Annotated in this window: 22 protein-coding genes and 1 riboswitch; all 22 genes read right to left on the bottom strand. The window is 28.9% G+C overall.

Annotated features, from left to right (window positions below; translation table 11 throughout):
- Positions 1-4 precede the first annotated feature (4 nt).
- The 22 genes from secA to ACRDDE_RS01020 all read right to left on the bottom strand — a co-directional run bounded on the left by secA (position 5) and on the right by ACRDDE_RS01020 (position 26,838).
- On the bottom strand, positions 5-2,677 hold the full coding sequence (gene secA / locus ACRDDE_RS01125) for a preprotein translocase subunit SecA (RefSeq protein ID WP_438624958.1): 2,673 nt from the start codon (positions 2,675-2,677) through the stop codon (positions 5-7).
- Positions 2,678-2,800: 123 nt separating this feature from the next.
- Positions 2,801-3,352, bottom strand: coding sequence for a ribosome hibernation-promoting factor, HPF/YfiA family (gene hpf, locus ACRDDE_RS01120; RefSeq protein ID WP_438624956.1), 552 nt, complete (start codon positions 3,350-3,352; stop codon positions 2,801-2,803).
- 614 nt (positions 3,353-3,966) lie between these two features.
- Positions 3,967-4,695, bottom strand: a complete 729-nt coding sequence (locus ACRDDE_RS01115; RefSeq protein WP_438624991.1) for a ComF family protein — start codon at positions 4,693-4,695, stop codon at positions 3,967-3,969.
- 16 nt (positions 4,696-4,711) lie between these two features.
- Entirely contained in the window at positions 4,712-6,940 is a 2,229-nt protein-coding gene (recD2, locus tag ACRDDE_RS01110) for an SF1B family DNA helicase RecD2 (protein ID WP_438624955.1), read from the bottom strand.
- Between the two features lie 251 nt (positions 6,941-7,191).
- Complete coding sequence (gene metK, locus ACRDDE_RS01105; RefSeq protein ID WP_438624954.1) at positions 7,192-8,382, bottom strand: methionine adenosyltransferase; 1,191 nt, start codon at positions 8,380-8,382, stop codon at positions 7,192-7,194.
- An 18-nt stretch (positions 8,383-8,400) separates the two neighbouring features.
- Entirely contained in the window at positions 8,401-9,282 is an 882-nt protein-coding gene (speB, locus tag ACRDDE_RS01100) for an agmatinase (protein ID WP_438624952.1), read from the bottom strand.
- Positions 9,272-10,123, bottom strand: coding sequence for a polyamine aminopropyltransferase (gene speE, locus ACRDDE_RS01095; RefSeq protein ID WP_053831152.1), 852 nt, complete (start codon positions 10,121-10,123; stop codon positions 9,272-9,274). The genes speB and speE overlap by 11 nt, the downstream gene beginning before the upstream one ends.
- A 162-nt stretch (positions 10,124-10,285) precedes the next feature.
- A complete protein-coding gene (speD, locus tag ACRDDE_RS01090; protein WP_195945330.1) occupies positions 10,286-10,711 on the bottom strand; it encodes an adenosylmethionine decarboxylase in 426 nt (141 codons plus the stop codon).
- 30 nt (positions 10,712-10,741) lie between these two features.
- Positions 10,742-12,241 (bottom strand): aminotransferase class I/II-fold pyridoxal phosphate-dependent enzyme, encoded by a 1,500-nt coding sequence (locus ACRDDE_RS01085; RefSeq protein WP_438624949.1) that lies wholly within the window; start codon positions 12,239-12,241, stop codon positions 10,742-10,744.
- Positions 12,242-12,733: 492 nt separating this feature from the next.
- A complete protein-coding gene (locus tag ACRDDE_RS01080; RefSeq protein ID WP_438624947.1) occupies positions 12,734-13,495 on the bottom strand; it encodes an ABC transporter ATP-binding protein in 762 nt (253 codons plus the stop codon).
- A complete protein-coding gene (locus tag ACRDDE_RS01075) occupies positions 13,495-14,598 on the bottom strand; it encodes a FecCD family ABC transporter permease (protein WP_438624946.1) in 1,104 nt (367 codons plus the stop codon). The genes ACRDDE_RS01080 and ACRDDE_RS01075 overlap by 1 nt, the downstream gene beginning before the upstream one ends.
- A gap of 18 nt (positions 14,599-14,616) precedes the next feature.
- The gene (locus ACRDDE_RS01070) at positions 14,617-15,639 is read right to left on the bottom strand and encodes an ABC transporter substrate-binding protein (RefSeq protein WP_438624944.1); all 1,023 of its coding nucleotides are present in this window, start codon (positions 15,637-15,639) and stop codon (positions 14,617-14,619) included.
- Positions 15,640-15,654: 15 nt separating this feature from the next.
- Positions 15,655-15,830: riboswitch (cobalamin riboswitch) on the bottom strand.
- Positions 15,831-15,947: 117 nt separating this feature from the next.
- Positions 15,948-16,658, bottom strand: a complete 711-nt coding sequence (deoD, locus tag ACRDDE_RS01065) for a purine-nucleoside phosphorylase (protein WP_438624989.1) — start codon at positions 16,656-16,658, stop codon at positions 15,948-15,950.
- Positions 16,659-17,004: 346 nt separating this feature from the next.
- On the bottom strand, positions 17,005-18,630 hold the full coding sequence (locus ACRDDE_RS01060; protein ID WP_438624942.1) for a Na/Pi cotransporter family protein: 1,626 nt from the start codon (positions 18,628-18,630) through the stop codon (positions 17,005-17,007).
- A gap of 259 nt (positions 18,631-18,889) precedes the next feature.
- Positions 18,890-19,894, bottom strand: a complete 1,005-nt coding sequence (gene argF, locus ACRDDE_RS01055) for an ornithine carbamoyltransferase (protein WP_438624940.1) — start codon at positions 19,892-19,894, stop codon at positions 18,890-18,892.
- 125 nt (positions 19,895-20,019) lie between these two features.
- Positions 20,020-20,208, bottom strand: a complete 189-nt coding sequence (locus ACRDDE_RS01050; RefSeq protein WP_195417567.1) for a hypothetical protein — start codon at positions 20,206-20,208, stop codon at positions 20,020-20,022.
- A gap of 102 nt (positions 20,209-20,310) precedes the next feature.
- Positions 20,311-21,687, bottom strand: coding sequence for an aldehyde dehydrogenase (locus ACRDDE_RS01045; protein ID WP_438624938.1), 1,377 nt, complete (start codon positions 21,685-21,687; stop codon positions 20,311-20,313).
- 220 nt (positions 21,688-21,907) lie between these two features.
- Positions 21,908-23,290 (bottom strand): tryptophanase, encoded by a 1,383-nt coding sequence (locus ACRDDE_RS01040; RefSeq protein ID WP_438624937.1) that lies wholly within the window; start codon positions 23,288-23,290, stop codon positions 21,908-21,910.
- 141 nt (positions 23,291-23,431) lie between these two features.
- Positions 23,432-24,046, bottom strand: coding sequence for an ABC transporter ATP-binding protein (locus tag ACRDDE_RS01035; protein WP_438624935.1), 615 nt, complete (start codon positions 24,044-24,046; stop codon positions 23,432-23,434).
- Positions 24,036-24,968, bottom strand: a complete 933-nt coding sequence (locus ACRDDE_RS01030; protein WP_438624933.1) for an ABC transporter ATP-binding protein — start codon at positions 24,966-24,968, stop codon at positions 24,036-24,038. The genes ACRDDE_RS01035 and ACRDDE_RS01030 overlap by 11 nt, the downstream gene beginning before the upstream one ends.
- Before the next feature lie 8 nt (positions 24,969-24,976).
- Positions 24,977-25,846, bottom strand: a complete 870-nt coding sequence (locus ACRDDE_RS01025; RefSeq protein ID WP_438624931.1) for an ABC transporter permease — start codon at positions 25,844-25,846, stop codon at positions 24,977-24,979.
- Complete coding sequence (locus tag ACRDDE_RS01020) at positions 25,846-26,838, bottom strand: ABC transporter permease (RefSeq protein ID WP_438624930.1); 993 nt, start codon at positions 26,836-26,838, stop codon at positions 25,846-25,848. Before ACRDDE_RS01020 ends, ACRDDE_RS01025 begins: the two co-directional genes overlap by 1 nt.
- Positions 26,839-26,859 lie beyond the last annotated feature (21 nt).

Genomic DNA, 26,859 nt, shown 5'->3' with positions numbered 1-26,859 from the left:
CAAACTATCTTCCGCAACACTTTTTATATTTTTTACCACTTCCACAAGGACATTCATCATTTCTTCCTATTTCTTCATCTTTCTTAACAGGTTTATTTCCTTGCGCTTCATCTGCATTTGAAGATATTTTTTCTACATCTACTACTTGTTTTCTTTGTATAGGTTCTTCTATTGTAAAGTTATATAAATATCTTACAGTATCTTCTTGTATAGCTTTTGTCATATTATCAAACATGTCAAACCCTTCTAACTTATAAGCTACAACTGGATCTTGTTGACCTATAGCTCTAAGCCCTATACCTTGACGTAATTGATCCATAGCATCTATATGATCTATCCAATAAGAGTCAACAGCTTGTAAAAGTATAACTCTCTCTATTTCTCTCATTCTTTCAGATTCAACCATATTTTCTTTTTCTTCATATATTTTTTTAGCTAAATTATATACTGTATCTATAACTTCTTCTTTTTTCATGTTTTCAAGATTTTCAGCTTCTAAGCTACCTTTAGGCATAAACATATGATATAAATAATCTTTGTATGCATGTAAATCAAATCCTTGATCCGTTACATATATATCATATCCATCTGATATTATAGCCATTATCATTGTTTGAACTTGCTCTTCTAAGTTTTCACCTTCTAATACACGCCCTCTTTGTTCGTATATTATCTCTCTTTGTTTATTCATAACATCATCATATTGAAGAACGTGCTTTCTTATACCAAAGTTTCTTCCTTCAACTTTCTTTTGAGCATTTTCTATTGATTTAGTTAACATCTTAGCTTCTATAGGTGTTTCTTCATCTAATCCTATTTTTTCAACCATTCCAGAAATTCTATCACTTCCGAATAGTCTCATAAGTTCGTCTTCTAAACTTATATAGAATCTTGAACTTCCTGGATCCCCTTGACGACCAGCACGACCACGTAACTGATTATCAATTCTTCGAGATTCATGTCTTTCTGTACCTATTATAACTAACCCGCCGGCTTCTCTAACTTTATTCTGCTCTTCTTCAGTCTGTATCTTATACTTTTTAAGTATTTTATCAAAATCAGACTTAGCTTTCACTATTTCATCAGTTAACTCTATACCTAAACTCTCTATATCTGCATCTACCTTGTTTATTATATCTTCAGAGTATCCTATTTTCTTCATTTCTTTTTTAGTTAAGAATACAGGATTACCTCCTAAAACTATATCGGTACCACGACCTGCCATGTTAGTGGCGATAGTTACTGCACCTAATCTACCTGCTTGAGCTACTATCTCCGCTTCTTTGTGATGGTTTTTAGCATTTAATACTTCATGCTTTACGCCTTTTCTCTTTAAAAGCATAGATAGAACTTCAGATTTTTCTATAGATACGGTACCAACAAGTACTGGTTGATTGTTCTTATGTCTTTCTATAATATCTTCAACAACTGCATTGAATTTTCCTAGTTCACTCTTGTAAACACAATCTGCTAAGTCTTCTCTTAATATAGGTTGGTTGGTTGGAATTTGTACAACATCCATTTTGTATATTGCTTTAAATTCTTCTTCTTCTGTTTTAGCTGTACCTGTCATTCCTGATAACTTATTGTACATTCTAAAGTAGTTTTGGAATGTTATAGTTGCTAAAGTCTTAGATTCTCTTTGTATTCTTAATCCTTCTTTAGCTTCAATTGCTTGATGTAATCCTTCAGAATATCTTCTACCAAACATAAGTCTTCCAGTAAATTCATCAACAATAACTATTTCGCCATCTCTTACAACATAATCTACATCTAACTTCATTATTTTATGAGCTTTTAATGCTTGATTTATATGATGGTATAACTCTATATGAGCTATATCTGTTATATTTTCAACATTAAAATAAACTTCTGCTTTTTGTATACCACTTTCAGTTAAAGAAACTGATTTTTGTTTTTCATCTATCTCATAATTATCTTCCTTTAGAGTATGTACAAATGTATTTGCATCACCATATAAATGTGTTGATTTATCTCCAGGTCCCGATATTATAAGAGGTGTTCTAGCTTCATCGACTAATATAGAATCGACCTCATCGACTATTGCATAGTTTAATTCTCTTTGAACTTTTTGCTCTTTATGTATAACCATATTATCTTTTAGATAATCAAATCCATATTCATTGTTTGTTCCATAAGTTATATCGCATTCATATTGTTCTTTTCTTTCTTGAGGACTTTGTCCATGAACTATAACCCCAACTGTCATTCCTAAAAATTCATATATTTTACCCATTTGCTCTTTATCACGTTTTGCTAAATAATCATTTACTGTTACAACATGTACACCTTTACCAGTTAACGCATTTAAATAAACTGGAGCTGTTGCAACTAAAGTTTTACCTTCTCCAGTTTTCATCTCAGCTATTCTTCCTTGGTGAAGAACTATTCCACCTATAAGCTGAACTCTATATTGTCTCATGCCAAGCACTCTTTTTGAAGCTTCTCTTACAACCGCAAATGCTTCTGCTAATACGTCATCTACTGTTTCCCCATTATTAAGTCTATCTTTAAAAACATTAGTCATATTTTTTAATTCACTATCTGACATTCCTTGAAATTTCGATTCTAACGCATCTATCTCATCAACTGTTTTGCTGAATTTTTTCATTTCTCTTTTATCAGCCATATTAAATATATTATCTAAAAAACCCATATACTTATCTCTCCTCGTCCATTATATGTATAATATACATTCTACCATAAAATCTTTGCATTTTATATTTAAAAAGCTATCGATTATCATTTTTATCGATAGCTTTAATAACTAATTTAAATTCTACTCTTGTTCTATCATTCCATAACCGCCATTTTTTCTTTTATAGACTATTGATATATCATCAGTTTGAGTGTTTGTAAATATGAAAAAATCATGTCCTAATAAATCCATTTGTAAAACTGCTTCTTCTGGACTCATCGGCTTCATATTAAATTTCTTATTTCTTTTTATTGAAATGTTTATAGAATTTTCATTTTCATCATTTAACTCTTCTTCTGATAAATCTTCTATATGACTAAATCTTATACTTTCATTTGATTGATGCTTATCTTGTACTCTTTTTTTATACTTTCTTAACTGAGTGTTTAACTTATCATATACTACATCTATAGCAGCATATAAATTTTCCTCTGTATCTTCTGCTCTAATTATAGGACCGCTTATTGGTATTATAGTTACTTCTACTTTTTGTCTTGCCTTTTTAGCACTTACTGTAACTTTTACTTCTGTTTCTGGATGAAGGTAGTAGTCTAATCTTTCTAATTTTTCTGCTACTGAATCCTTTATTGCATCTGTTAATTCCATTTGTTTCCCAGATATGTTTATATTCATAAGAACATCTCCCTTCAGGTATATATAAGTACAATAACTTATATTATAATTTCTATGTTTAAATTCAATTTCCTTTATTTTTATTGTTAGCTTCTTGGAATCATAATATTCAAAGTAAATAAATTTTTTTTGTCGATTAATTGTAAACCTTGACCAACATGTGGATTGATTTATCATTATAACCTGTGGATAATGTGGATAAAAATGTTAATAAGTCTGTATTTATTTATTTTTACACATTCTTTACTCAATTTATATCCACAGAACTAATGTTTATTTGTTATTAATTTGTTTATTGTTGTCATATTTTCGAATAAATTACAAAAAAATTGTATTTAAGCAAAAAAAAAGCACCTCTAAAGGTACTTTAGTAATATTTTAGCTGACCTGGTCTTTGCCCCCACACTCGCCTGCTGGAGATTTCGCTTGGGTTCGCCGCACTACTGACTCTCTCGATTTTAATATCGGCAGGTCTTACTTCTAAGCTGCACCATGATCATTAACCCCATTTTTAGAGTTAACTTACGTGGGTCCTTTCGCCTGCAACTGGCATGAACTTTCAACCACAGACCTAACACATTACTAATACATTTTAATATCTTAAGACCCATATGTCAATAACAATTTATTCTAGTTAAAAATGTACATATATAAATTTTTTTAACACCTTTAATTTTCAACATTTTTGATATTTCATTTACAGTACTTCCCGTAGTAAATATATCATCTATAAGCAATACATTTTTGTTTTTGCATAAATTTATACTCTTATAAAAACCAAAGGCATTTTTTACTTCTCTTGATCTTTCTTCATTTGTTAATTTAAATAATTTAGTAGTGTTTTTATTCCTGTATATAGAATCTAAAACCTTTATATTTTCTATTTTACCAAGGTTTTTTGCAATAAGTTTTGATTGGTTAAATCCTCTTTTTCTTTCCCTTTTCTTATGTAATGGAACATAAAGTATATAATCATAATTTATATTTTGAGTATCTAACTTTTCTTTCATTATATTAGCTATAATATTTGCCATAAATGTTTTATCATTGTATTTAAATCCAAATACTATCTTTTTACTAATTTCATTATATTCTATACACCCTATAGCTTTTTCAAAGTAATACGTTTTGTTTATACAAGACGGACATCCATTTAATAAATCTTCAGGCTTTAATATTTCTATAGTTTCATTTAATATAGTTTTTCCACATTTTATACATCCATCATTTATAAAATTTAGTTCATTGAAACAATCTTTACACAATGAGTATGTATTATTTTTACTAATAGATTTATTGCATATAATACACTTAATATTTTCAGGATATATTGTATCTAAAATTTCATAAAAAACTGATTTAATTTTTTATCAACAACCCTTCTTTTTTTAATCTATTCAATTTTTTACTTAAATTAGAATGTCTATCATTTATCCTATTATTTTTTATCATAAACTCTAAATATTTAACATCTCCAACTAAAACCACTAATTTTTTAGCTCTAGTTACAGCTGTATAAAGTAAATTTCTATTTAATAACATAGGCGGAGCCCAAGTTACTGGAATTACAATAGCTGGAAATTCACTTCCTTGACTTTTGTGTATCGTTGTACAAAAACTGTGATCCAATTCGTCTAACTCAGAGTATTCATAAGACACTATTTTAGTTTTATCAAATAGAACGTATATAATTTTATTTTCCTTATCTATATGATAAATATAACCTATATCTCCATTGTATATACCTTCGCCACTTTCACTTTTATCTTCATTTTCCCATTTTTTAGTATAGTTATTTTTTATTTGCATAACTTTATCGCCAACTCTAAAAATCCTTTTTTGTAGTGTTTCTTCAACTTTAAACTTTTCTTCTTTATTTAAATATTTTTGTAACTCTATATTTAAATTTGTAACACCTAGATCACCCTTTCTCATAGGTGCAAGAACTTGTATATCTTGTAGCTTGTCTAATTTATAGAATTTAGGTAGTCTTTGGCTAACTAATCCAACTATTTCTTCTAAGATCGCTTCATTTGTATCTTTTTTTATAAAAAAGAAATCTTTTCCTTTAACATTTAGATTAAGTGGCAATCCTTTGTTTATTCTATGGGCATTTACAACTATCATACTTTCCTGAGCTTGTCTAAAAATTTCATTCAATCTAACAACATTTATAACTTCTGAATCAATTATGTCTTTTAAAACATTTCCAGCTCCAACAGATGGTAACTGATCACTATCTCCAACTAAAATTAATCTAGTTCCTGGTTTTATTGCTTTTAATAAACTATACATTAAAACAATATCTACCATTGAAACTTCATCAACGATGACTACATCTGCTTTTATAGGATCTTCTTCATCTTTTAAAAAAACTAATTCTTCTGAGTCTGTTGCATATCCCATTTCTAAAAGCCTGTGAATCGTTTTAGCCTCTTTATTAGAAGTCTCGCTCATTCTCTTTGCTGCTCTCCCTGTAGGTGCCGCTAAAAGAACTTCTTGCTTATTATTTTCAAATACCTTTATTATAGTATTTATAGTTGTTGTCTTTCCTGTCCCTGGCCCTCCAGTAATAACTACTAATCCACCTTCAACAGCTTCTTTTACTGCTAATACTTGGTTTGTAGCTAACTTTATATTAGTTTCTTTTTCTATATTTTCTATTTCTTCGTTTATATCTATATTTAATTCTTTAAATTGAGATTGAGATAATTTTATGATTTGCTTACAAACTCCATTCTCAGATAGATAATACGGTATTAAGTATATGTGATCTTCATCTCCCAAATTTCTTTCAATATGAATTTTTTGATCATAAGCTAAGCTTAAAATAGAATCTGAAATATATTCATTGTCTACACCCAATAGCTTGCTAGCTTCATCTATTAAAGCATTCTTAGGTAAATATGTATGCCCACTTCCTAAAGATTGGTTTAATGCGTATAAGATACCTTGCATTATTCTGTCTTTAGAAAATTTATCTATTCCTAAATTTGATGCTATTTTGTCTGCTACTTTAAATCCTACTCCTCTTATATCCTCTGCTAGCTTATATGGATTTTTTGTTATTATATCTATTGATTTATTCTTATATCTTTTATATATCTTTAAACAAAAGTTAGGAGTTATTCCATAAGGAGATAAATGCATTATTATATTTCTTAATTCTCTATTTTCTTCATAACTTTTAGCTATCTGCTCAATTTTTTTGCTCCCTATACCATCAACTTCTGAAAGCCTATGTGGAGAATTTTGAATAATATCTAAGGTGTCTACTCCAAACTTTTCTATTATTCTCTTTGCCATCTTTTCTCCTATCCCTTTTATTATTCCAGAGGATAAGTATACATATATACCTTCTATAGATGATGGTGTAACTGGCATAAATGAGTTAACTTCAAATTGAGTCCCATAAGTTTTATGATTTATCCATTTACCCTCAACTTCTATACTCTCTCCAACTGTTAAAGTAGGCATGCATCCAACTATAACTATATCGTTACTTTCATTTGATAAATGAGCTATAATATATCCATTATCTTCATTTTTAAAGATAATATCACTTACCATTCCTTCAATTTTTTCCATAAATAATCTCCTATAAAAATTCGATTCTCTTTAACAACTGAGCATGTAAATTTTTTCACTCTCAAAATACTTCATTGAGTTAATTAATCTAACTGAATCATTAATAATTTTTTACTATATATAATTTCCTTAAGCATAAAAAGGCTAAATTTAGCGTTTACATAATTTACTATTATTATACAGCTAAATTTATATAAAAAAAATAGAAGACTGTAAATCTACAGTCTTCTTATTGCTAATGTAAATATTTATTATAAACCAGCTTGCTCTCTTAAAGTTTCAGCTTTATCAGTTCTTTCCCATGGCAAATCTAAATCAGTTCTACCAAAGTGTCCATAAGCTGCAACATCTTTGTACATAGGCTTTCTTAAGTCTAAATCTCTTATTATTGCTCCTGGTCTTAAATCAAAGTTCTTGTTAACTAAATCAACAAGTAATTCTTCACTTACTTTTCCAGTTCCAAATGTATCTATGAATACAGATAATGGTCTAGCAACCCCTATAGCATAAGCTAATTCTATTTCACATTTGTCTGCAAGTCCTGCTGCTACTATATTTTTTGCAACATATCTTGCAGCATATGCTGCTGATCTATCAACTTTTGTAGGATCTTTTCCTGAGAAAGCTCCTCCTCCATGTCTTGAATATCCACCGTAAGTATCTATTATAATCTTTCTTCCAGTAAGACCTGTATCTCCTTGAGGTCCTCCTATAACGAATCTTCCAGTTGGATTTATATATATTTTAGTTTCTTCATCTAAAAGTGCTTCTGGTATAACAACTTTTATAACTTTTTCTATTAAATCTTTTCTTATTGTATCAGTACTTACTGTTTCGCAATGTTGAGTAGATATTAATACTGTATGAACTCTAACTGCTTTATTTCCATCGTATTCAACAGTAACTTGAGTCTTTCCATCTGGCCTTAAGTATTCTAATTCTCCGCTTTTTCTAACTTCTGTTAATCTTCTTGATAACTTATGAGCAAGAGATATTGGAAGAGGCATTAATTCCTCTGTTTCATTACATGCGAAACCAAACATTATACCTTGGTCTCCAGCTCCTATTTTTTCTATTTCATCTTCAGTTAATTCTCCACTTCTATTTTCTAAAGCTTCATCAACTCCCATAGCTATATCTCCTGATTGCTCATCTATAGAAGTTATAACTGCACAAGTATCTCCGTCAAATCCGAATTTTGCTCTAGTGTATCCTATTTCTTTAACTGTTTCTCTAACTAATTTAGGTATATCAACGTAAGTATTAGTACTTATTTCTCCTGCAACTAATACTAATCCTGTTGTAACTGTTGTTTCACAAGCAACCCTAGCTTGTGGGTCATTTGTTAAAAGTGCATCTAATATTGCATCTGATATTTGATCACATATTTTATCTGGATGACCTTCTGTAACTGATTCTGATGTAAATAAATGTCTTGCCATTTAATTATCCTCCTAGATTTACTTATTTATCTTATCGCTTACTATAAGTGCTAATTCTCTTAGTATTTTACATGCCGTAACTGTAGAAACATTTGTATTATCATAATCTGGACTAAGCTCTACAATATCTAATCCAACTAAATTTATATTTGAATTTTTTAGTATTTTAAATATTTCTTCAAACTCTTTATAAGTTACTCCTCCTGGTTCTGGAGTCCCAGTTCCAGGAAAAATAGATGGATCTAAAACATCTAAATCAATAGTCAAATATATATTTTTATTTTCTAGTTTATTTACTATTTTTTTAAAAGTATTTATAGTGTGAGTTTCCATGTATGTATGCTTATACTTTAATGCAAATTCAAACTCTTCTTTAGTTCCAGATCTTATTCCAAATTGAAATATCTTATTATCTCCAACAATATCCCATACACGTTTTATAACTGTCGCATGTGAATTTTCATTATTATTATACTCTTCTCTTAAATCTGTATGCGCATCAAAGTGAAGCACATATAAATCATTGTATTTTTCATGTACTGCTTTAAATGCAGGTAATGTTACTAGATGTTCTCCACCTATCATAAAAGGTACTTTATTATCGTTTATAATACTTTTTGCACCTTCATATATTTCATTTAAAACTGTATCTGTATTTCCTATGCTAAGCTCTAAATCTCCAATATCACAAATCTTATAATCATCCATATCTAAGTCAAGTATCGGACTATAAGTTTCTAATCCATAAAACTCAGGTCTCATTGAAGATGCTGCAAATCTAGTTCCCGGTCTATTTGAAGTAGTTCCATCAAATCCTGCTCCAAATACAACTAATTTACTTTCTTCATAAGAGTCATCCATACTCATAAATGTAGGTGTATTATAAAATTTATTTTTCATTTAACATATCCACAACATATTGAGGTAACATAAATGCCCCAGTATGTATATTGCTATTGTAATATTTAGTCTTTAAGTTTAAACTTTCCCAAGCTTCTTTGTTTTGATCTTTTATTGGATCATATTTTTTAGATGCAAAACCAAATAACCAATGTCCTGATGGATAAGTAGGTATATGAGCTTGGTAAACCTTAGCTATAGGGAATAAGTTAGTTATTTTTTCATTAGCTCTTTTCATTTCTTTAGCATTAAAGTCAAAGTATGGGCTTTCGTTTTGATTTACAAGTATACCTTCATCACTTAATACTCTGTAACAATCATTGTAAAAGTCAACTGAGAATAATCCTTCTCCAGGTCCTATTGGATCTGTTGAATCCACGATTATCAAATCATATGCCTTATCTTTTGAATTTTTAACAAAAGCAACTCCATCTTCAAAATATAAGTTAACTCTAGGATCATCTAATTTACAAGCACATATATCTATATACTCTCTTGATACATCCACTACCATTTTATCTATTTCAACCATATCAATTTTTTCTATTTGAGGATATCTAGTTAACTCTCTTACCGTACCTCCATCTCCACCGCCTATAACTAATACATTTTTTATATTCATATTAGTTGCCATAGGAACGTGAACTATCATATCATGATATATAAACTCATCTTTGTAACTTACCATCATAAGTCCATCTAAAGTTAAAAACTTTCCAAATTCCTTACTTTCAAATACATCAACCCTTTGAAAATCTGATTGATCGCTAAATAAGTGTTTATCTACTTTTATTGAGAAACGAACATTATCCGTCCACTCTTCTGTATACCAAAGTTCCATAAATTAGACCTCCGAATTTTGAATTTAATTTTTTATTTTTATATGTTTTTATTTTTATATATTTTAATTGTCAGTTTTTTGACCGCTTTTTTTTTATATGTTATAATTGAATTTGAATTTAATTTTTTATTTTTTATTTATATTTATTTAGGTGATTATTATTTATATAGCTTCTTGCTCGTCTTGTGGCTTATGAGTAATATTGCCTAAATCTTTTTTTGCAAATTTTTGTATTTTTGATGTTAACCCTCTAGGTATTTCTGTAGATTCACTTCTTTCAGCTTTTAATAATTCTTCTAGCATTTCAAAGCTTTTCCACGGATCTATATCTCCACAAGTAAAGAAATCTGCAGCTGCATATCCATACTCTGGCCATGTGTGTATAGTTAAATGAGATTCGGCTATTATTACAGCTCCTGATACTCCCCATGGATTAAAGTGGTGAAATACTGAATCTACTATAGTCGCTTTTGCATTTAAAGCTGAGTCATTCATATATTTTTCAATAAGTTTTGGATCTCTAAGCATATCCTCATCACAATTATAGTACTCAACTAATATATGTCTTCCTAAAGTTTCAAACTTCATAGTGGTCACTCTCCTTATTAAGTTTTCAATTTATTTTTTTATAACTAATATATAATTTAAAGCTTTGTCTTTCATATCACTTAAATATGCATTATTGTCTTTTAACAACTTTATATAATCTATAATTTCCTTTGTAATGATTTCTCCAGGAGTTACTATCGGAATACCTGGTGGATAAGCCATTATAGATTCTCCAGAAATTCTTCCAATACATTCATCAAGTAAAACCATTTCTTTATCTTTGTAAAAAGCATCTCTTGGTTTTAGTTTCAATATTGGGTTTATCTGCTTTATATATATATCATTTATCTTATCAGGCTTATTATATATTTTAGATATAACTTCTAATGCATTTATTAATTTGTCTACATCTTCTTTTTCTGTACCTATAGATATTAAAGCTAATATATTATATAAGTCTCCTAATTCTGCCTGAACTGCGAACTCTTTATATAATAAATCGTAAACTTCAAGTCCTGTTAAATTTAATTTTTTAACATTTATGCAAAGTTTTGTCTCATCTACAAACTTTACTCCTTCGTTATTTAAACATTCCGTAGATACAACTTTTATACCTTTTACTTTATTAAGCCTAGCTTTAGCATATCTTGAAAGATTTAAAGCTTTCGATAATTGTTCCTTACCATTTGACACTAAATTTGATCTAGCCCCATCAATGCTACTCATTAATAAATATGATGCTGATGTTGATTGCAGCATGTTTATACATTGAAGAACCTTGCTAGACTCTATACTCTTGTTATTTAAAAGTAATGCTGAAGCTTGCGTTAATGCCCCTCCTGTTTTATGTATGCTAACCGCTGACATATCTGCTCCTAGCTTCATACTTGATGGTGGTAAATCATCATGAAACGGAAAATGAGCTCCATGTGCCTCATCTACTAAAACTAATACATTATGTTCATGACATATGTCTATAATTTCTCTTAAATCACTACATGCTCCATAATAAGTTGGATTAAGTAAAAATAAAGCTTTTATTCCCTTATTTGTTTCAAGTGCATACTTTACATCTTTAGCTCTTATATTAAGACTTATTCCTAATTCTTTATCAAATTCTGGTTGAATAAATACAGGTTCTCCTCCACTTAATATTAATGCGTTGATAACTGATTTATGTATATTTCTAGGAAGAAGCAATTTATCATTATCTTCTATGATGCTTAATATCATTGCATGTATAGCTCCTGTAGTTCCATTCGTTATAAAAAAAGCATCATCTGAACCATAAGCATCTGCTAAAAGTTTTTGGGCATTTTTTATAATTCCTCTAGGATTAGACACATTATCCATTAGTGGCGATGAATTTATATCCATTTTCATCAATTCTTCTCCATAATAGTTATTTAATATATCTACCCCTTGATGTCTTACATGACCAGGTACATCAAAACATGCTATATCTTTTTTTGAATATTCTTTTAGTGAGCTTAGTAGTGGTATTTGACTATGATTTAACTTATAACTTTTCTCATATTCTAACTCTAAGTTTTTACCTATAGCTTCCAAATCGTTCCTCCCTTCTTTATTTTAAAGATTGATTTAACTTTTTAAAGGTTATTATTTCTATTTATAAAATTTAGTTTTATTAAACTCACAATATTTATTATATAAAGTTTCAGCCATTTTGCAAGCACTTTTTTTATTTTTTTATTTTCAATATTATTTTTTCTATTTCTAGCTATTCCAATGTATATACATATTTTTTTATTTTTCTGTTTATATTAATTTTTATTATGTTTAGTTAAAGTAAACTTTTGTTTATATTAATTTTTATTATGTTTAGTATAACTAACTCAATTTTATCGTTTTACCAATGGTTTTATTTAATATTACTAATCATTAATGTATATTACTGCTAAACTTTTTTAAAATAATAAATTTTCACTTTTTTTAACCAAATTGATTTTTATTTGCAAATAATTAATTTATTACATAAAAAAAAGCTAAAAAATATTTTCAAATTATTTTTTAGCTTTCTATATTTATTTTTTAATTTTATTATTTTTTAAAAATTATATTTATATTATCATCAGCTTCATCTTTTAAAATTTTAGCATTAACTCCATAAACTTCCTTTATAAGTTCTGTAGTTAAAACCTGATCTGGAGTTCCATAAGCCCTAATTTCTCCATCTTTTAGAACATATATTTTATCGCAATACATAGCTGCAATGTTTAAATCATGAATAGCTGCTATAACTTCTATATCTAAGTCTTTAACAATACCCATTAATTGTAGCTGATATTTAATATCTAAATGGTTGGTTGGTTCATCAAGTACTAAACACTTTGTATCTTGAGCTAAAGCCCTTGCTAATATAACTCTTTGTTGCTCTCCTCCAGATAAAGTATTAAAGTTTCTATTAATTAAATGCCTTATATTTACTTTATCTATGGCATTATATACAATTTCATAATCTTCCTTAGTATCTCTATCCATAACCTTTTTATAAGGACTTCTTCCCATAAGCACCATATCTAATACTGAGAAATCAAAGTTATTATGATTATGTTGAGCTACAACTCCAATTTTTTTAGCACTGTCTTTAGTTGGTATACTTTTAATATTAATATCATCTAGGTATATTACACCGTTACTTGGGGTTAAGTTTCTATATATACACTTTAAAAGAGTCGATTTCCCACTTCCATTAGGCCCTATAATCCCTACAAATTCTTTATTTTTAACATCAATATCTATGCCTTTTAATATTTTATTTTCATTTATAGAAAGCTCTAATTTTTTAGTTTCTATTCTCATTAATTAGTACCCCCAAACCCATAACTTTTTCTTATCATTAGGTAAACAAAGCAAGGTGCTCCTATCATAGATATAAGTATTCCAATCGGAAGTTCTGCATTTTTTATTATTATTCGAGACAATACATCCGACCATATTAAAAATATAGCTCCTAAAAGTGCAGATATTGGGATTATCTTTTTGTGATTAGTTCCAAATAAACCTCTAACAATATGGGGTATTATAAGTCCAACAAATCCAATCATACCAGATGAATAAACTACTAATCCTACTAGGAGAGATGTTACAACTAGATATGCTTGTCTATACCTATGTAAATCAGTTCCTAATGTTATGGCTACATCATCCCCCAACAACATTAAATTTAATATTCTATACTGACTTAAAAAGAATATAGTCCCTATTAAAATCAACGGAAGTATAAATACTATTTCTTCCCATTTAGCTCCAGCTAAACTTCCCATAAGCCAAAATGTTATATTTTTCATTCCTTCTGCATCATTTTTTATATAAACTATAAAACTTGAAAATGCACTACAAACAGAACTCAAAGCCATTCCTGCTAATAATAGTTTTGTCGAGTTAGATCTTGATCCTGTGTTTGAAATCATTAAAACTAGCATCGAAACTAAAAAAGCACCAAAGAATGCAAAGATCCCTATTGAGTTTGATCCTAGTAAAGCTGTAAACCCTAACATTATAGATATTGTAGCCCCTAGTGATGCTCCAGATGATACTCCAAGGATATAAGGATCTGCTAGAGGGTTTTTTACTATAGCTTGCATTACAACTCCACATACAGATAGGCCAATTCCTACACATAAAGCTAAAATTATTCTAGGCAGCCTAATAAACCATACTACATCATGGACAGCTCCATTAGATAAAGTATTTTCATGCCCTATATTAAATAGTTTATATCCGATTATTTGATATACTTGTTTTATGCTTATGTCACTTGAACCTATTGTTACAGCAAATAAAATAGATAAAATTAAAGCAACAATAAGTCCCATAATAACTAATATATATAAAGGCTTTGTTTTCACAAAGCCCTTTTCTTCATTATTTTCATATCTTCTTAAGCTTTTAATTGATTGCATATGTACATGTCCCTCTTTCTACTTACTTGGATAAAGTCCATTTGCAAAAGTTTCTATTCCATCTATAGTTCTTACTCCACTACAATACATTTGGCCTAGTTCTATCGGATAAACTCTATTATTTTTAACTGCACTTAAACTTTGTAATGCTTTGTCTTTCATAACTAAGTTTTTAGTTTCTTCAGCCTTTTTACTATCATCATCTCTATTCATATATACTACAAATATACTATCTGGATTTAATTTTACTAAATCTTCTTTACTTAATGGGTTACCATCTTCATTCAATAGTTTCGCACCTAGTTTAGTTACCATATCTCCTCCTAGAGTGCTTTTCCCATATCCACTAATTTTATCATCGTAAAATTCAACTATTAAAGTAGTTTGTTGCTTTTTGCTTTTTTCAGACTCTATAACTTCATTTACTTTCTTATTTATATTATCAACTATATTTTTAGCTTTATCTTCAACGTTAAATATTTTCCCTATATTTAAGATATCTTCACATTCATTTTTAATAGTTTTATGCTCTACTGTTCCACTATTTAATGCCATGTATGTATTTGTGCCTTTATTTTGCCAAAAATCTACTGTTCCTAAAGTTTTATCGGTAAACAAAGAATCCCATCCTACTATAAGATCTGGTTGTAACATCATAGTATTTTCTTTAGACGGTGTAAACTCATCTAAATACTTAACCTTTTCAAAAGCTTCTTGATATTCATCTTTAACCTTATGGTCTAACCCAGCCGCCGCAACTATATTATCTTCTAACCCTAGTGCTAGCATAGTTTCTATAGAGTCTTGATAAACTGCAAGCGCCTTTTTAGGTTTTTCTTTTATAGTAACCTTTATTTCTTCTTTGTTACTATTGTGCGTAGTAATAGTTACTGGATAATAATTATCCTTTGTTTCATTTGTTTTTTCTATCTTTATTGTAGTTGCTTCTTCCTTTTTATTATCTGTTTTGCTGCACCCTACAAAGCTTAGCCCTATAACTAAGCTAATCAAACTTAATTTGATTTTTTTTGATATTTTCATCTTGTCTCTCCCTCCGAAAGTTGTTTTATCTAGGCAGGTCTCCTGACTTATACATCACCCTCATCTTTACCTTCCCAAAGAAATTCTTCAGTGGCTTAACAAAGACTCGTCCATAATTACAGTAGCGGGGGCTGTTGATGATTTTCACATCATTCCCTATTAATTAAAAAACCTAGTATTTATATTTATCATTTTAATGTTAGCATAATTTTATTTAATTTTCTACAAATTGCGAAATTTATACACTTTATTTTTAAGCATAAAAAAACTCACCTTTACAGTTCATTCCATAAAAGTGAGTTTTTATATTAAGCTAATTCTAAAGCTATATTCATCATTCTTGTAAATGCAGTTTGTCTTTCCATTGCAGTAGTTGCTTCTCCTTTGAAAGGACAATCAGAAATTGTTAATATACAAAGAGCATTAACTCCAGCTCTTGCAGCGTTCATATAAAGTGCAGCTGATTCCATTTCTACAGCTAGAACACCCATTTTAGTCCATTTAGCTAAAGAATCTAATCCTTCATCTCCATAGAATACATCACTACATAGTATGTTTCCAACTTTAGGATCAACACCTTGACTCTTAGCAACATCTACAGCCTTACTAAGTAATTCATAGCTTGCTACTGGTGCGAATGTTCCTGGTAAGTTGTATTGAGCTGCATAATTAGAATCTGTACAAGAACCCATACCTATTACTATATCATGCATTTTTAAATCTTCATGTAAAGCTCCTGCAGAACCTATTCTTATAAGATTTTTAACTCCATAAAAATGGATTAATTCATATGTATATATTCCTATTGATGGACAACCCATACCTGTACCTTGTACTGATATTCTTTTTCCATTATAGTATCCAGTGTAACCATTCATACCTCTTACAGTGTTGTATTGAACAACGTCTTCTAAGAAAGTTTCTGCTATAAATTTAGCTCTTAAAGGATCCCCTGGTAATAATACTGTTTCTGCTATATCTCCTAATTTACCGCTATTGTGTGGTGTTGGTGCTCCCATTGCCATAATTTCATTCTCCTTTAACTATATTAATATTATTTAAACTTAATTATCATCTTATTTAATATCAATAATTATATATACAACTTAAAATTGAAATACTATTTCTTATAACATATATGTACTTGTATATATTGATATCTTATTTAGTCTACACTCTTTATCTTTTAGCATACACTATATTATATGTATATATTACAATTTTTTATTCACTAGTACAATACTTTCTGCCAATTTTTATAATTTTTAAAATTTAATTATATTTAAAGTTTAATTAATTATAAAAAGCTTTATCAATCATAATATTACATTATATCGATAAAGCTTTTTTATTTAAAGTTTTATATTATGCAAATTTTTTATTACTAGATTTTATAACTTGTTGAGCGATATTAGCAGAATGATCTGATACTCTTTCTAGATTACTAATTAAATCTAAGAATATAACTCCTGAATCTACACTGCAAGAACTAGCATTTAATCTTCTCATATGATTTGCTCTACAGCTTTTCTCCATCATATCAACTTGCTCTTCCATTTTTATTACTCTACACGCTAAATCCACATCTGACTTATCTAAACTTTCAAGAGCCAAACTGTATGTGTCTACAACCTTTTGATATAATTCTTTAAGTTCAACAGATCCATCTTTAGATAAACTTAAATCATTATCTATAACTGTAGTTGCAAGCTCTGCTATGTTTTCTGCATGATCTCCAACTCTTTCTATATCATTTACCGTATTAAATAATAAATCTACACTTTCTCTCGAATTATCATTTAATGAAGTTTTAGATAATTTCAATAAATAATTTAGTATGCTTTTTTGTAAAATGTTTATTAGCTTTTCATTTTTAAAAGATTTATCTACCTTCTCTTTTGATTTGTTTAAAAAACCTTCCATTGCATTGTCTAAACTTTCTTTAGCTTTTTCACCCATTCTTAAAGTTTCTTTTATAGTGTTTGATAAAGCTATAGATGGAGTTTCCATCATTCTATCATCTATGTAATGAACAGTTTTTTTACTTTTTATCTCTTCTTCTCTTTCTGGCATAAGCTTCATAGTAAGTTTTACTATGTATTTAGAGAAAGGAAGTAATAATATAACATTCGTTATATTAAATAATGTATGAGCATTTGCAATCTGTCTACTTACATCATCTGGATTTAAGTTTTGAACTATCATAGTTATAGGTTTTGTTAAAATTAACATAAATACAATAGTTCCTATTATATTAAACACTAAGTGCATTAAAGCTGCTCTTCTAGCATTTATGCTAGCACCTATACTAGATATTAAAGATGTAACACATGTACCTATATTTTCTCCATATAGTATAGGAAGTGCTGCGCTTAAAGGTATTAATCCTTGAGATGCAAGTGCTAATAACATCCCCATAGATGCACTCGAACTTTGGACAATTGCCGTTATTCCAAATCCTAATAAGATTCCAAGAATAGGTCTATTTCCAAAAGCAACTAACGCATCAGTAAATCCTTTAAATTCTGATAATGGCTTTACTGCATTTTTCATAAAATCCATTCCAGTAAATAATATACCAAAGCCTATTAAAATTTCAGCTATTGTTTTCGTTTTTTGATTCTTTGAAAATAAATACATTACTATACCTATACCTAATGCTAAAGGTGCTATTCCTACTAAATCAAGAGATACAAGTTGAGCAGTTATAGTTGTTCCTATATTAGCCCCCATTATAACCCCTATAGCTTGAGGTAATGTCATGATTCCTGCGTTAACAAATCCAACTACCATAACTGTAGTTGCACTACTACTTTGTATAATTGCTGTTACTAGAGCCCCTACTAAAACTCCCATTAATACATTACTAGTTAAAAGTCCAATTATTCTTTTTAATTTTTCTCCTGCTGATTTCTGAAGACCATCTGCCATAAGATTCATTCCATATAAGAATAGTCCCAGTCCTCCCATCAAATTAACTGCTATTTCCACTAATAATTTCCTCCTTAAAAATCAAACGTGTTTTCTGTATTTTTTCATTAATTTGATTTTAACAAATATTTTGTCAATTTAAGTTAAGGAAATGTTAAGAAACACTCTTTTTTGTTAAGTTGTGGTTAATTATTAAATTCGAATTAAGCTTTAGTTAAAAAACAAACTTTTCCGTTAATTTTTTGTTAATTTAATTGATATATAAAAATAAGAATATAATAATATATCCTTATTTTTATATACATCAATTCAATTAATATTACTTACATTCCGCTCCTAAAGTTGCCGCGATTATAGCTTTTATTGTGTGCATTCTATTTTCACTTTGGTCAAATACAACAGAGTTGTTCGATTCAAAAACGTCATCTGAGACTTCCATTTCTTTGATTCCAAAATCTTTATGCATATTTCGTCCTAACTTGGTTTCTAAATTATGAAAAGCTGGCAAACAATGCATAAATATAACGTTTTCGTTGCAATTATTTATAATTTCCATACTAACTTTGTAATTTGCTAATTTATCTATATTGTCTTTTGAAATATTATCTGATTCCAATATAGAATTCCACGGACAGGTATATATTACATCTGCACCTTTAGTCCCTTCGTAAATATTTTCAGTTAAAGTTATATTCGATTTATTTTTTTCACTTATGTTTTTACATTCATTGACTAATGATTTATCAGGATGCAGATCACTTGGTGCACATACAGTAAAATTAATTCCCATCTTTGCACATGCTATCATTAAAGAGTTTACCACACTATTTTTTGCATCTCCAACAAATGTAAGGTTGGCACCTTTTAAGTATCCTAACTTTTCTTCTATAGTTAATAAATCTGCTAAAACTTGAGTAGGGTTATACTCTATTGTCATTGCATTCCATATAGGAATTTTAGCAAATTCATTTAATTCATTTAAATTATATTGAGTGCCTCCACAATAAGCTATCCCGTCATATATTTTCCCAAATCCTCTAGCAATATCTTTTATAGATTCTCTTTTAGCACCTTGTAGTTCACTTGCACCTATATTAGTTAATCCAATGCCTAAATCCATAGTAGCAACATCAAATGAAGATCTTGTCTTAATTGAATCTTTTTCAAATATAAGTACAATATTTTTATTTTCTAATTTTTTATGAGGTCTACCTAATTTTTTAGCTATTTTATAAAGTTTGGCTAGGTCTAATAGGTATCTTATTTCTTCTTCTGTGTAATCTAATAAAGTCAAAAATGATCTCCCTTTTAGATCTACTTTCAATTTAATCCCCCCCTAATAATTGTTGTCTATTTATTTTACTCTTTTATTCATTCATATGTGCTATTTTAATCGTAAAAAGAAAGACTACACTGATAACATCAATGTAGTCTTTCTTTATTTTATCTTTATTCAAATTTTTGATTTATTGTATTAGGTTGTTCAGGTCCTGCTCCTGCTCTATAGTAAGTGGTTTTATTTCCATACTTATCTATTTCAGTTACTTTCTCTCTATCCGTATTAGTGTTTTCACTTTCCATATATAGCATTTCTTTAAATATGCCTTTTACACTATTTAAAAATGAATTATCTTTCAAAATAAGCACCTCCAAGTAAAATATATTGACCTAAATATACATCACTTTTAGTTTTCTCTTATTTTAACTAACAAATACAGTAAATTTTTTACATTTCAAATTTTATTTCATTACTTTTTTTATTAATTTTAATTTATCTTTATATGGTGGGAATACTAATTTTATATCTATTTTACTACTTCTTTTTACAATTGCCTTTTCATACGTAAAAGTTTTAAAACTATTATATCCATGATATCTTCCAATTCCAGATGTCTTAACTCCACCAAAAGGAAGGTTTGTAGATGCAACATGTGTTATTGTATCATTTATGCATCCACCGCCAAAAGTAAAGTTTTTAATTATATAATCACTAAAATATTTATCTTCTGAAAAAACATATAAAGCCAGTGGTGTTTGATGTAAGTTTAAGTAAAACCTTATATCATCAAGTTCACTATATTTTATAATAGGCATTATAGGACCAAAAATTTCATCTTGCATAACTGCGTCATTGTAGTTAACATCTTTTAAAATAGTAGGTGAAATATATCTTGTTTTCATATCAATATCTCCACCAAATACTATTTTTTCATGATCTTTATCTAGTATATCTTTTAACCTGCTCATGTGACGATCATTAACAATTCTTCCAAAATCTTTACTATCTTTTATTTTTTCACCATAAAAATTCGTTATAGTACTCTCTAACTTTTGTATAAATTCTTCATATATATCTTCATGTACTAATAAATAATCAGGTGCTACACAAGTTTGACCAGCATTTGCAAATTTCCCCCATACTATACGTTTTGCTGCCACTTCTAGTTTTGCGGTTTTATCTACTATAGTTGGTGATTTACCACCTAATTCTAAAGTTGTAGGTATTAAGTTTTTACTAGCTTTTTCCATAACTATTTTACCTACATTCACACTTCCCGTAAAAAATATATAATCAAAATTTAAGTCTAATAAATTACTATTTACAGTATAATCTCCAACCACTATATCAATATAATTTGAATTAAAACATTCTTTAATAATTTTAACTAATATATATTCAACATTAGTAGTGTATTCTGAAGGTTTAATAACAGCTGTATTTCCACCAACAATAGCTCCTATAAGCGGTTCTATAGTTAATTGAAAAGGATAATTATAAGGACCTATTATAAGAACACTTCCATATGCATAGTTATATACATATGACTTTCCTGGAATTTGTGCTATATCATTTCTTACTCTTTTTACTTTATTCCATTTTTTTATATTTTTCAGTGCATGATTTATAGATCTATATATAAACCCAACCTCTGTAGTATAACTTTCAAACTCGGATTTCCCTAAATCTTTATAAAGTGCATCCATAATTTCATTTTCATATTTTTTTATCATTTGTTTTAAAGCTTTTAAAGCTTTAATTCTATCTTCAACACTAATTCTTCCAACTTCATTTAAATGCCTTCTTTGATTTTCTAATATATCTATATAAGGTTTCAAAATAACTCATCTCCAATTGTATATTTATAACTTTATTATATATTATTTCTCTACCCATTTGAACTCCATCCCAACATAAAAAAGAGATACTTCAATATAATTTGTTTAGGATAAATATTTGAGTTTTAGCGACCTTTAAAGCATCTTCACGCTTTGGGAGCAAAACTTAAATATTTATCTTTATCACAATATTATTTTAAGTATCTCTTTATAGCTCATCCTACTTTATAGGTATAAGTTTTGATGTAAAATGTCTTAAAACTTTAGGTTGCCAAGTTATTTCATAACCTTTTATTTGATTAGCTCTTTCCTTTATAGATATTAATGCGTCTACAATAACATCTAGATGAGCTTGAGTATAAACCCTTCTTGGGATCGCAAGTCTTGTAAGCTCTAATTCTGATTGACGTTGTTCCCCTGTTACTGGGTCATTATCTAACATATATGAACCTATATCACAAGTTCTAATTCCAGCTTCTTTATATAATTCTATTGCAAGTGCTTGTGCAGGGAATTGGTAGTACGGTATATGTGGAAGTAACTTCTTAGCATCTATAAATACTGCATGACCCCCAACTGGTGATTGATAAGCTATACCTGCATCATCAAGTCTGTTTGCAATATACTCCATTTGTCCTATACGATATTTTAAATAATCAAAATCAATTCCTTCATAAAGACCAACAGATAAAGCCTCTAAATCACGACCAGCTAAACCTCCATAAGATACAAATCCTTCAAATGATATTGTACGAGCTTTTACATTGTTGTATAGCTCTTCATCATCTCTAACTCCTATAAGTCCTCCCATGTTAACTATCGCATCTTTTTTAGAACTCATAGTCAACATATCTCCATAGCTAAACATTTCTTTTACAATTTCTTTTATAGTTTTATCCGCATATCCTTCTTCTCTAGTTTTTATGAAGTATGCATTTTCTGCATATCTTGCAGCATCTATCAATACAGGAATATTATATTTTTGAGCCACTTTATAAGTTTCTCTCATATTTTCCATTGATACAGGTTGCCCACCTGCAGTGTTGTTAGTTACTGTCATTATTATAACGCCAACATTTTCTACCCCAAACTCATTTATTAATTTTTCCATTCTACCTATGTCCATATTTCCTTTAAATGGAGCATAAGCAACTGTATCTAAAGCTTCAGGAACTACACAGTCTATAGCTTTTGCACCTGTCAACTCAACATGTGCTCGAGTTGTATCAAAATGCATATTTGATATAGCATATTTTCCTGGTTCTACAAATAAAGGAACTAATACCTTCTCTGCAGCTCTACCTTGATGAACTGGTTGTATATATTTATATCCAAATATATCTTTTGCAGCTTCCACTAATTTGAAGTAGCTACTTGCTCCAGAATATGATTCATCTCCTAGCATTACTGCTGCCCATTGTTTTGAACTCATTGCCCCTGTTCCACTGTCTGTTAATAAGTCTATGTATACGTCATCTGCTTTTAATGAAAATAGGTTGAAATTTGCTTCTTTGATTTTTTCTTCTCTTTCTTCCTTTGTAGTCATTTTGATAGGTTCAACCATTTTGATTTTAAATGGCTCTGCAACATATTTTTTACTCATAATAAAGACCCCCATTTTAGTAGTTTAACTTTATTTATGATGTATTTAAAATGCCTTTGATATGATTTTGATTTTTGTTCCTAATTTTAATATATCAAATTAAAAATCTAGTATCAATATATATTTTTCTTTATTTTAAAACTAAATTTTCACCTTGAATTTTTCTAAATTAACAACTCTATCACAAATCCTTTGAATTAAAGATTTCTCATGACTTATTACTATAAGCCCTATATTATTTTTTTTAATATAATCTAAAACTACATTCCAAATTTGTGCTTGAGTTATAGCATCTAACATAGTTGTCATTTCATCAGCAATTAAAAACTTAGTATCTTTAGATAATGCCCTTATAACACAAAATCTCTGTAATTCCCCTCCAGAAAGCTCATTGGGGTATCTATTTAACCACTCATCTTTTATTCCTATATAATCTAAAAGTTCTTTAGGTGGGTTAAATGATTCTGTTAAAATTTGACGCATTTTCCACTTGGGATTAACGGCTTTTTCTGGATGTTGAAAAATTAATTGTACTGGATTATACTTATTTTTTTTATTTATACCTTCAATTTTTACAGTTCCTGTATATGAGTTTTCATATCCAGCTAAAATTTTTGCCAAAGTAGTTTTTCCAAATCCACTTGGTGCAACTAATCCAACTATTTCACCACTGTTAATTTCAAAATCTACATTTTTCAAAACATATGTATTGCTATTTTTATACTTAAAACTTATATCCTTGGCTTTAAGTTGCATTTAAACACCTCACCATTCCACCTCTAACATATTTACTATTAGGTCTTTTGTTTTTACAATCATTGGATCTAATTTCACATCGTTCATAAAATAAACATCCTTTAGGAATGTCAGTTGGAAGTGGTTGTGATCCAGGTATTGCTTTAAATTCATTTTGAGGTAAAGCATTGTAAAGAGCTTTTGTATAAGGATGTCTAAGTTTTTCATACCCACTTTTAAAATCTATTACATTAGCAACTTCCAATGTAGTTCCTGCATAAAATACAGCAATTTTATCAGCTACCTTTAATGCTGCATCAATATCATGCGTTATCATTAAAACAGCACATCCATTATCTGCAATATCTCTAAAATGTCCTAATGCTTCATTTAATGATTTTTCATCCAATCCAGGAGTAGGTTCATCTGCTATTATTACTTTCGTATCACTTACCAATGCTGTTGATAGCAAAACTTTTCTTGCCATCCCTCCTGATAATTGAAAAGGAAACATTTTATCAACATTTTCATTTAATCCATACTTAGAAAAAATATTTCTTTGTATTTTACTTGCTTCTTTTTTATTTTCTAATGATAGTTTAACTTGATCAGAAACTTTCATAAGAGGATCTAGGTAATTTATTGATTGTGGTATTAGCACAATTTCTTTTCCTCTTAATTTTTCTTTTCTTTTTTTATCTAAAATTTCATTTTTATAAATTATGCTGCCTTCAACATTAGAATTTCTAGGAAGTATTCCAAGTATTGCGTGAGCTAACAAACTTTTTCCCGATCCACTTGATCCAACAACAGCTAGTATTTCACCTTCATATAAATCTATATCTAAATTTGTTATTACTTTTAAATTTCTTTTTCTTAACCCTCTTGTATATTGAGAAAAACTAACTTCTAAATTTTTAACATTTAGTACTGGTTCTTTCATATACCCTCCTATTTATGTGCTAACTTAGGATTTATAAGTTTACTTATTTGTTTACCTATATTATCAACCATTAGCGAAACTAAAACTAAGCTTATCCCTGGAAAAAAAGCCAGCCACCATCTACCACTACTTAAATATTTCATAGCTTCTGATAAAATTATTCCAATAGCAGGTTCATGAGGTTGAAGTCCAAATCCTAAAAAAGTTATAGAAGCCTCATGTAATATAGCATGTGGAAATATTAATACTACTCCTACTAAAAGTTGAGGGATTATATGTGGCAATATATGTTTTGTAGCAATATACAAGTTAGATTTGCCAAAATTTTTGGACAGCTTCACATATTCAGAGTTTTTTATTTGCATTACTTCTGCCCTTATTATCCTTGTTAATGATGGCCAGTGTGTCATAGCCACACCTATTATAATTCCTTTTAGCCCTCCACCTAGAGATATAGATATAAGTATTATAACTAAAGCATGTGGAACAGAAAGAAATAAATCTATAATCCATGTAATTATAGAATCAACGGTCTTTCCCATAGTAGCACTCATTAGCCCTAAAGTTAATGCTATTAATCCACTTATCATAGATGCCATAACACCTATCTTCATACTTAAACTAAGACCCTTTATAGTTCTATAAAACATATCTCTTCCCATCCAGTCTGTACCAAACAAGTAATTTAAATTTGGGGATATATTTTTTTGAGTTAAATCTATAGCTATTTGCTTTTGTGTTATAAAGCTACCAAATACAATTATTCCTATTAAAAAACAACTAAAAATTAATATAGATAAAATAGTTTTTTCTCTTATTCCTATATTAATCTTACTGTTAGAATGAGTTTTTTCTTTTATATATTGAAGTTGTTCCATTAGTTAGTATTTCCCTCCTTCATTCTAGGATCGATAACTTTATATAAAATATCTGCAATTAAATTTCCAGTAAATACAAATATTAAACTTATTATAACCACACCCATTAAAAGAGGTAAGTCTCCTTTAATCCCTGCATCAACTGTAGCTTGTCCAAGTCCTGGATATGAAAAAACTTGTTCTGCAAATATAGTGCCTGCAAATAATTCACTAAATGATAAAAACTGAAGAGTTATAGCTGGCAGGGCAACGTTTCTTATAATATGATTAAATATTATACTTTTACTACTTTCTCCTCTTGCTTTTGCAAAAAGTACATAATCACTATTTAAAATTTCAATAACTTTTTCTCTCGTATGTAAACATATATTGGCTACACCTATAACACTTAAAGTCAATGCTGGAAGTATTAAGTGTTTTAATAGACTTTTTAATGTAACTTCACTTGCCAACACTCCAATAGGTACACCTAGTGCAACCGGAAATAATTTTAACTTAACAGAAAATATCATGATAAGTAAAATACCTAACCAGAAGGTAGGAGTTGAAATTAAAATATGACAATACCCCCTTATAATTTTATCAACTATGCTACCTTCTTTTATTCCAGATATAATCCCCATAACAAATCCTAATATGCCAGAAATTGTCCATGCCACAACCATAAGAGCTAAAGATGCCATAAATTTTTCTGTTATAACATCTATTACAGGTCGTCTATATATCATCGATGTTCCAAAGTCACCTTTCAGTATTGAGCTAAACCATGAAATAAACCTCTCAACAGGAGGTTTATTAAGCCCCCAATGATTAGCTATTTCTTCTCTTTGTTCTTGTGTTACACTTAAATCTGCACCTACATAAGCCTTGATGGGATCTATCGGTGACTTTTCCATTAAAATAAAACTTACTATACACACAGCAATTAAAAGAGTTATGAGTCTTATAATTTTTTTTATTAAAAACATTCCTATATTATTAGGGTTATTCATATAAGTATCTCCTTGAAAAAT

This window comes from Paraclostridium sp. (assembly GCF_051656405.1).
Taxonomy (GTDB): Bacteria; Bacillota; Clostridia; order Peptostreptococcales; family Peptostreptococcaceae; genus Paraclostridium.
Note: the sequence above shows the minus strand (reverse complement) of the source record. Positions and strands in the feature narration are given on the sequence as shown.

What these genes read in the sequence shown, in the direction of transcription:
- ACRDDE_RS01035 (WP_438624935.1), bottom strand. Translation starts at nt 24,046, where the DNA reads ATGCAACTTAAAGCCAAGGATATAAGTTTTAAGTATAAAAATAGCAAT.
- ACRDDE_RS01030 (WP_438624933.1), bottom strand. Translation starts at nt 24,968, where the DNA reads ATGAAAGAACCAGTACTAAATGTTAAAAATTTAGAAGTTAGTTTTTCT.
- recD2 (WP_438624955.1), bottom strand. Translation starts at nt 6,940, where the DNA reads ATGGAAAAAATTGAAGGAATGGTAAGTGATATTATCTTTAAAAATGAA.
- speB (WP_438624952.1), bottom strand. Translation starts at nt 9,282, where the DNA reads ATGAAAAATAAATTTTATAATACACCTACATTTATGAGTATGGATGAC.
- deoD (WP_438624989.1), bottom strand. Translation starts at nt 16,658, where the DNA reads ATGGGAGCACCAACACCACACAATAGCGGTAAATTAGGAGATATAGCA.
- hpf (WP_438624956.1), bottom strand. Translation starts at nt 3,352, where the DNA reads ATGAATATAAACATATCTGGGAAACAAATGGAATTAACAGATGCAATA.
- ACRDDE_RS01075 (WP_438624946.1), bottom strand. Translation starts at nt 14,598, where the DNA reads ATGCAATCAATTAAAAGCTTAAGAAGATATGAAAATAATGAAGAAAAG.
- speE (WP_053831152.1), bottom strand. Translation starts at nt 10,123, where the DNA reads ATGGAACTTTGGTATACAGAAGAGTGGACGGATAATGTTCGTTTCTCA.
- metK (WP_438624954.1), bottom strand. Translation starts at nt 8,382, where the DNA reads ATGGCAAGACATTTATTTACATCAGAATCAGTTACAGAAGGTCATCCA.
- ACRDDE_RS01020 (WP_438624930.1), bottom strand. Translation starts at nt 26,838, where the DNA reads ATGAATAACCCTAATAATATAGGAATGTTTTTAATAAAAAAAATTATA.
- ACRDDE_RS01025 (WP_438624931.1), bottom strand. Translation starts at nt 25,846, where the DNA reads ATGGAACAACTTCAATATATAAAAGAAAAAACTCATTCTAACAGTAAG.
- speD (WP_195945330.1), bottom strand. Translation starts at nt 10,711, where the DNA reads ATGAAGTTTGAAACTTTAGGAAGACATATATTAGTTGAGTACTATAAT.
- ACRDDE_RS01080 (WP_438624947.1), bottom strand. Translation starts at nt 13,495, where the DNA reads ATGAGAATAGAAACTAAAAAATTAGAGCTTTCTATAAATGAAAATAAA.
- secA (WP_438624958.1), bottom strand. Translation starts at nt 2,677, where the DNA reads ATGGGTTTTTTAGATAATATATTTAATATGGCTGATAAAAGAGAAATG.
- ACRDDE_RS01070 (WP_438624944.1), bottom strand. Translation starts at nt 15,639, where the DNA reads ATGAAAATATCAAAAAAAATCAAATTAAGTTTGATTAGCTTAGTTATA.
- ACRDDE_RS01040 (WP_438624937.1), bottom strand. Translation starts at nt 23,290, where the DNA reads ATGAGTAAAAAATATGTTGCAGAGCCATTTAAAATCAAAATGGTTGAA.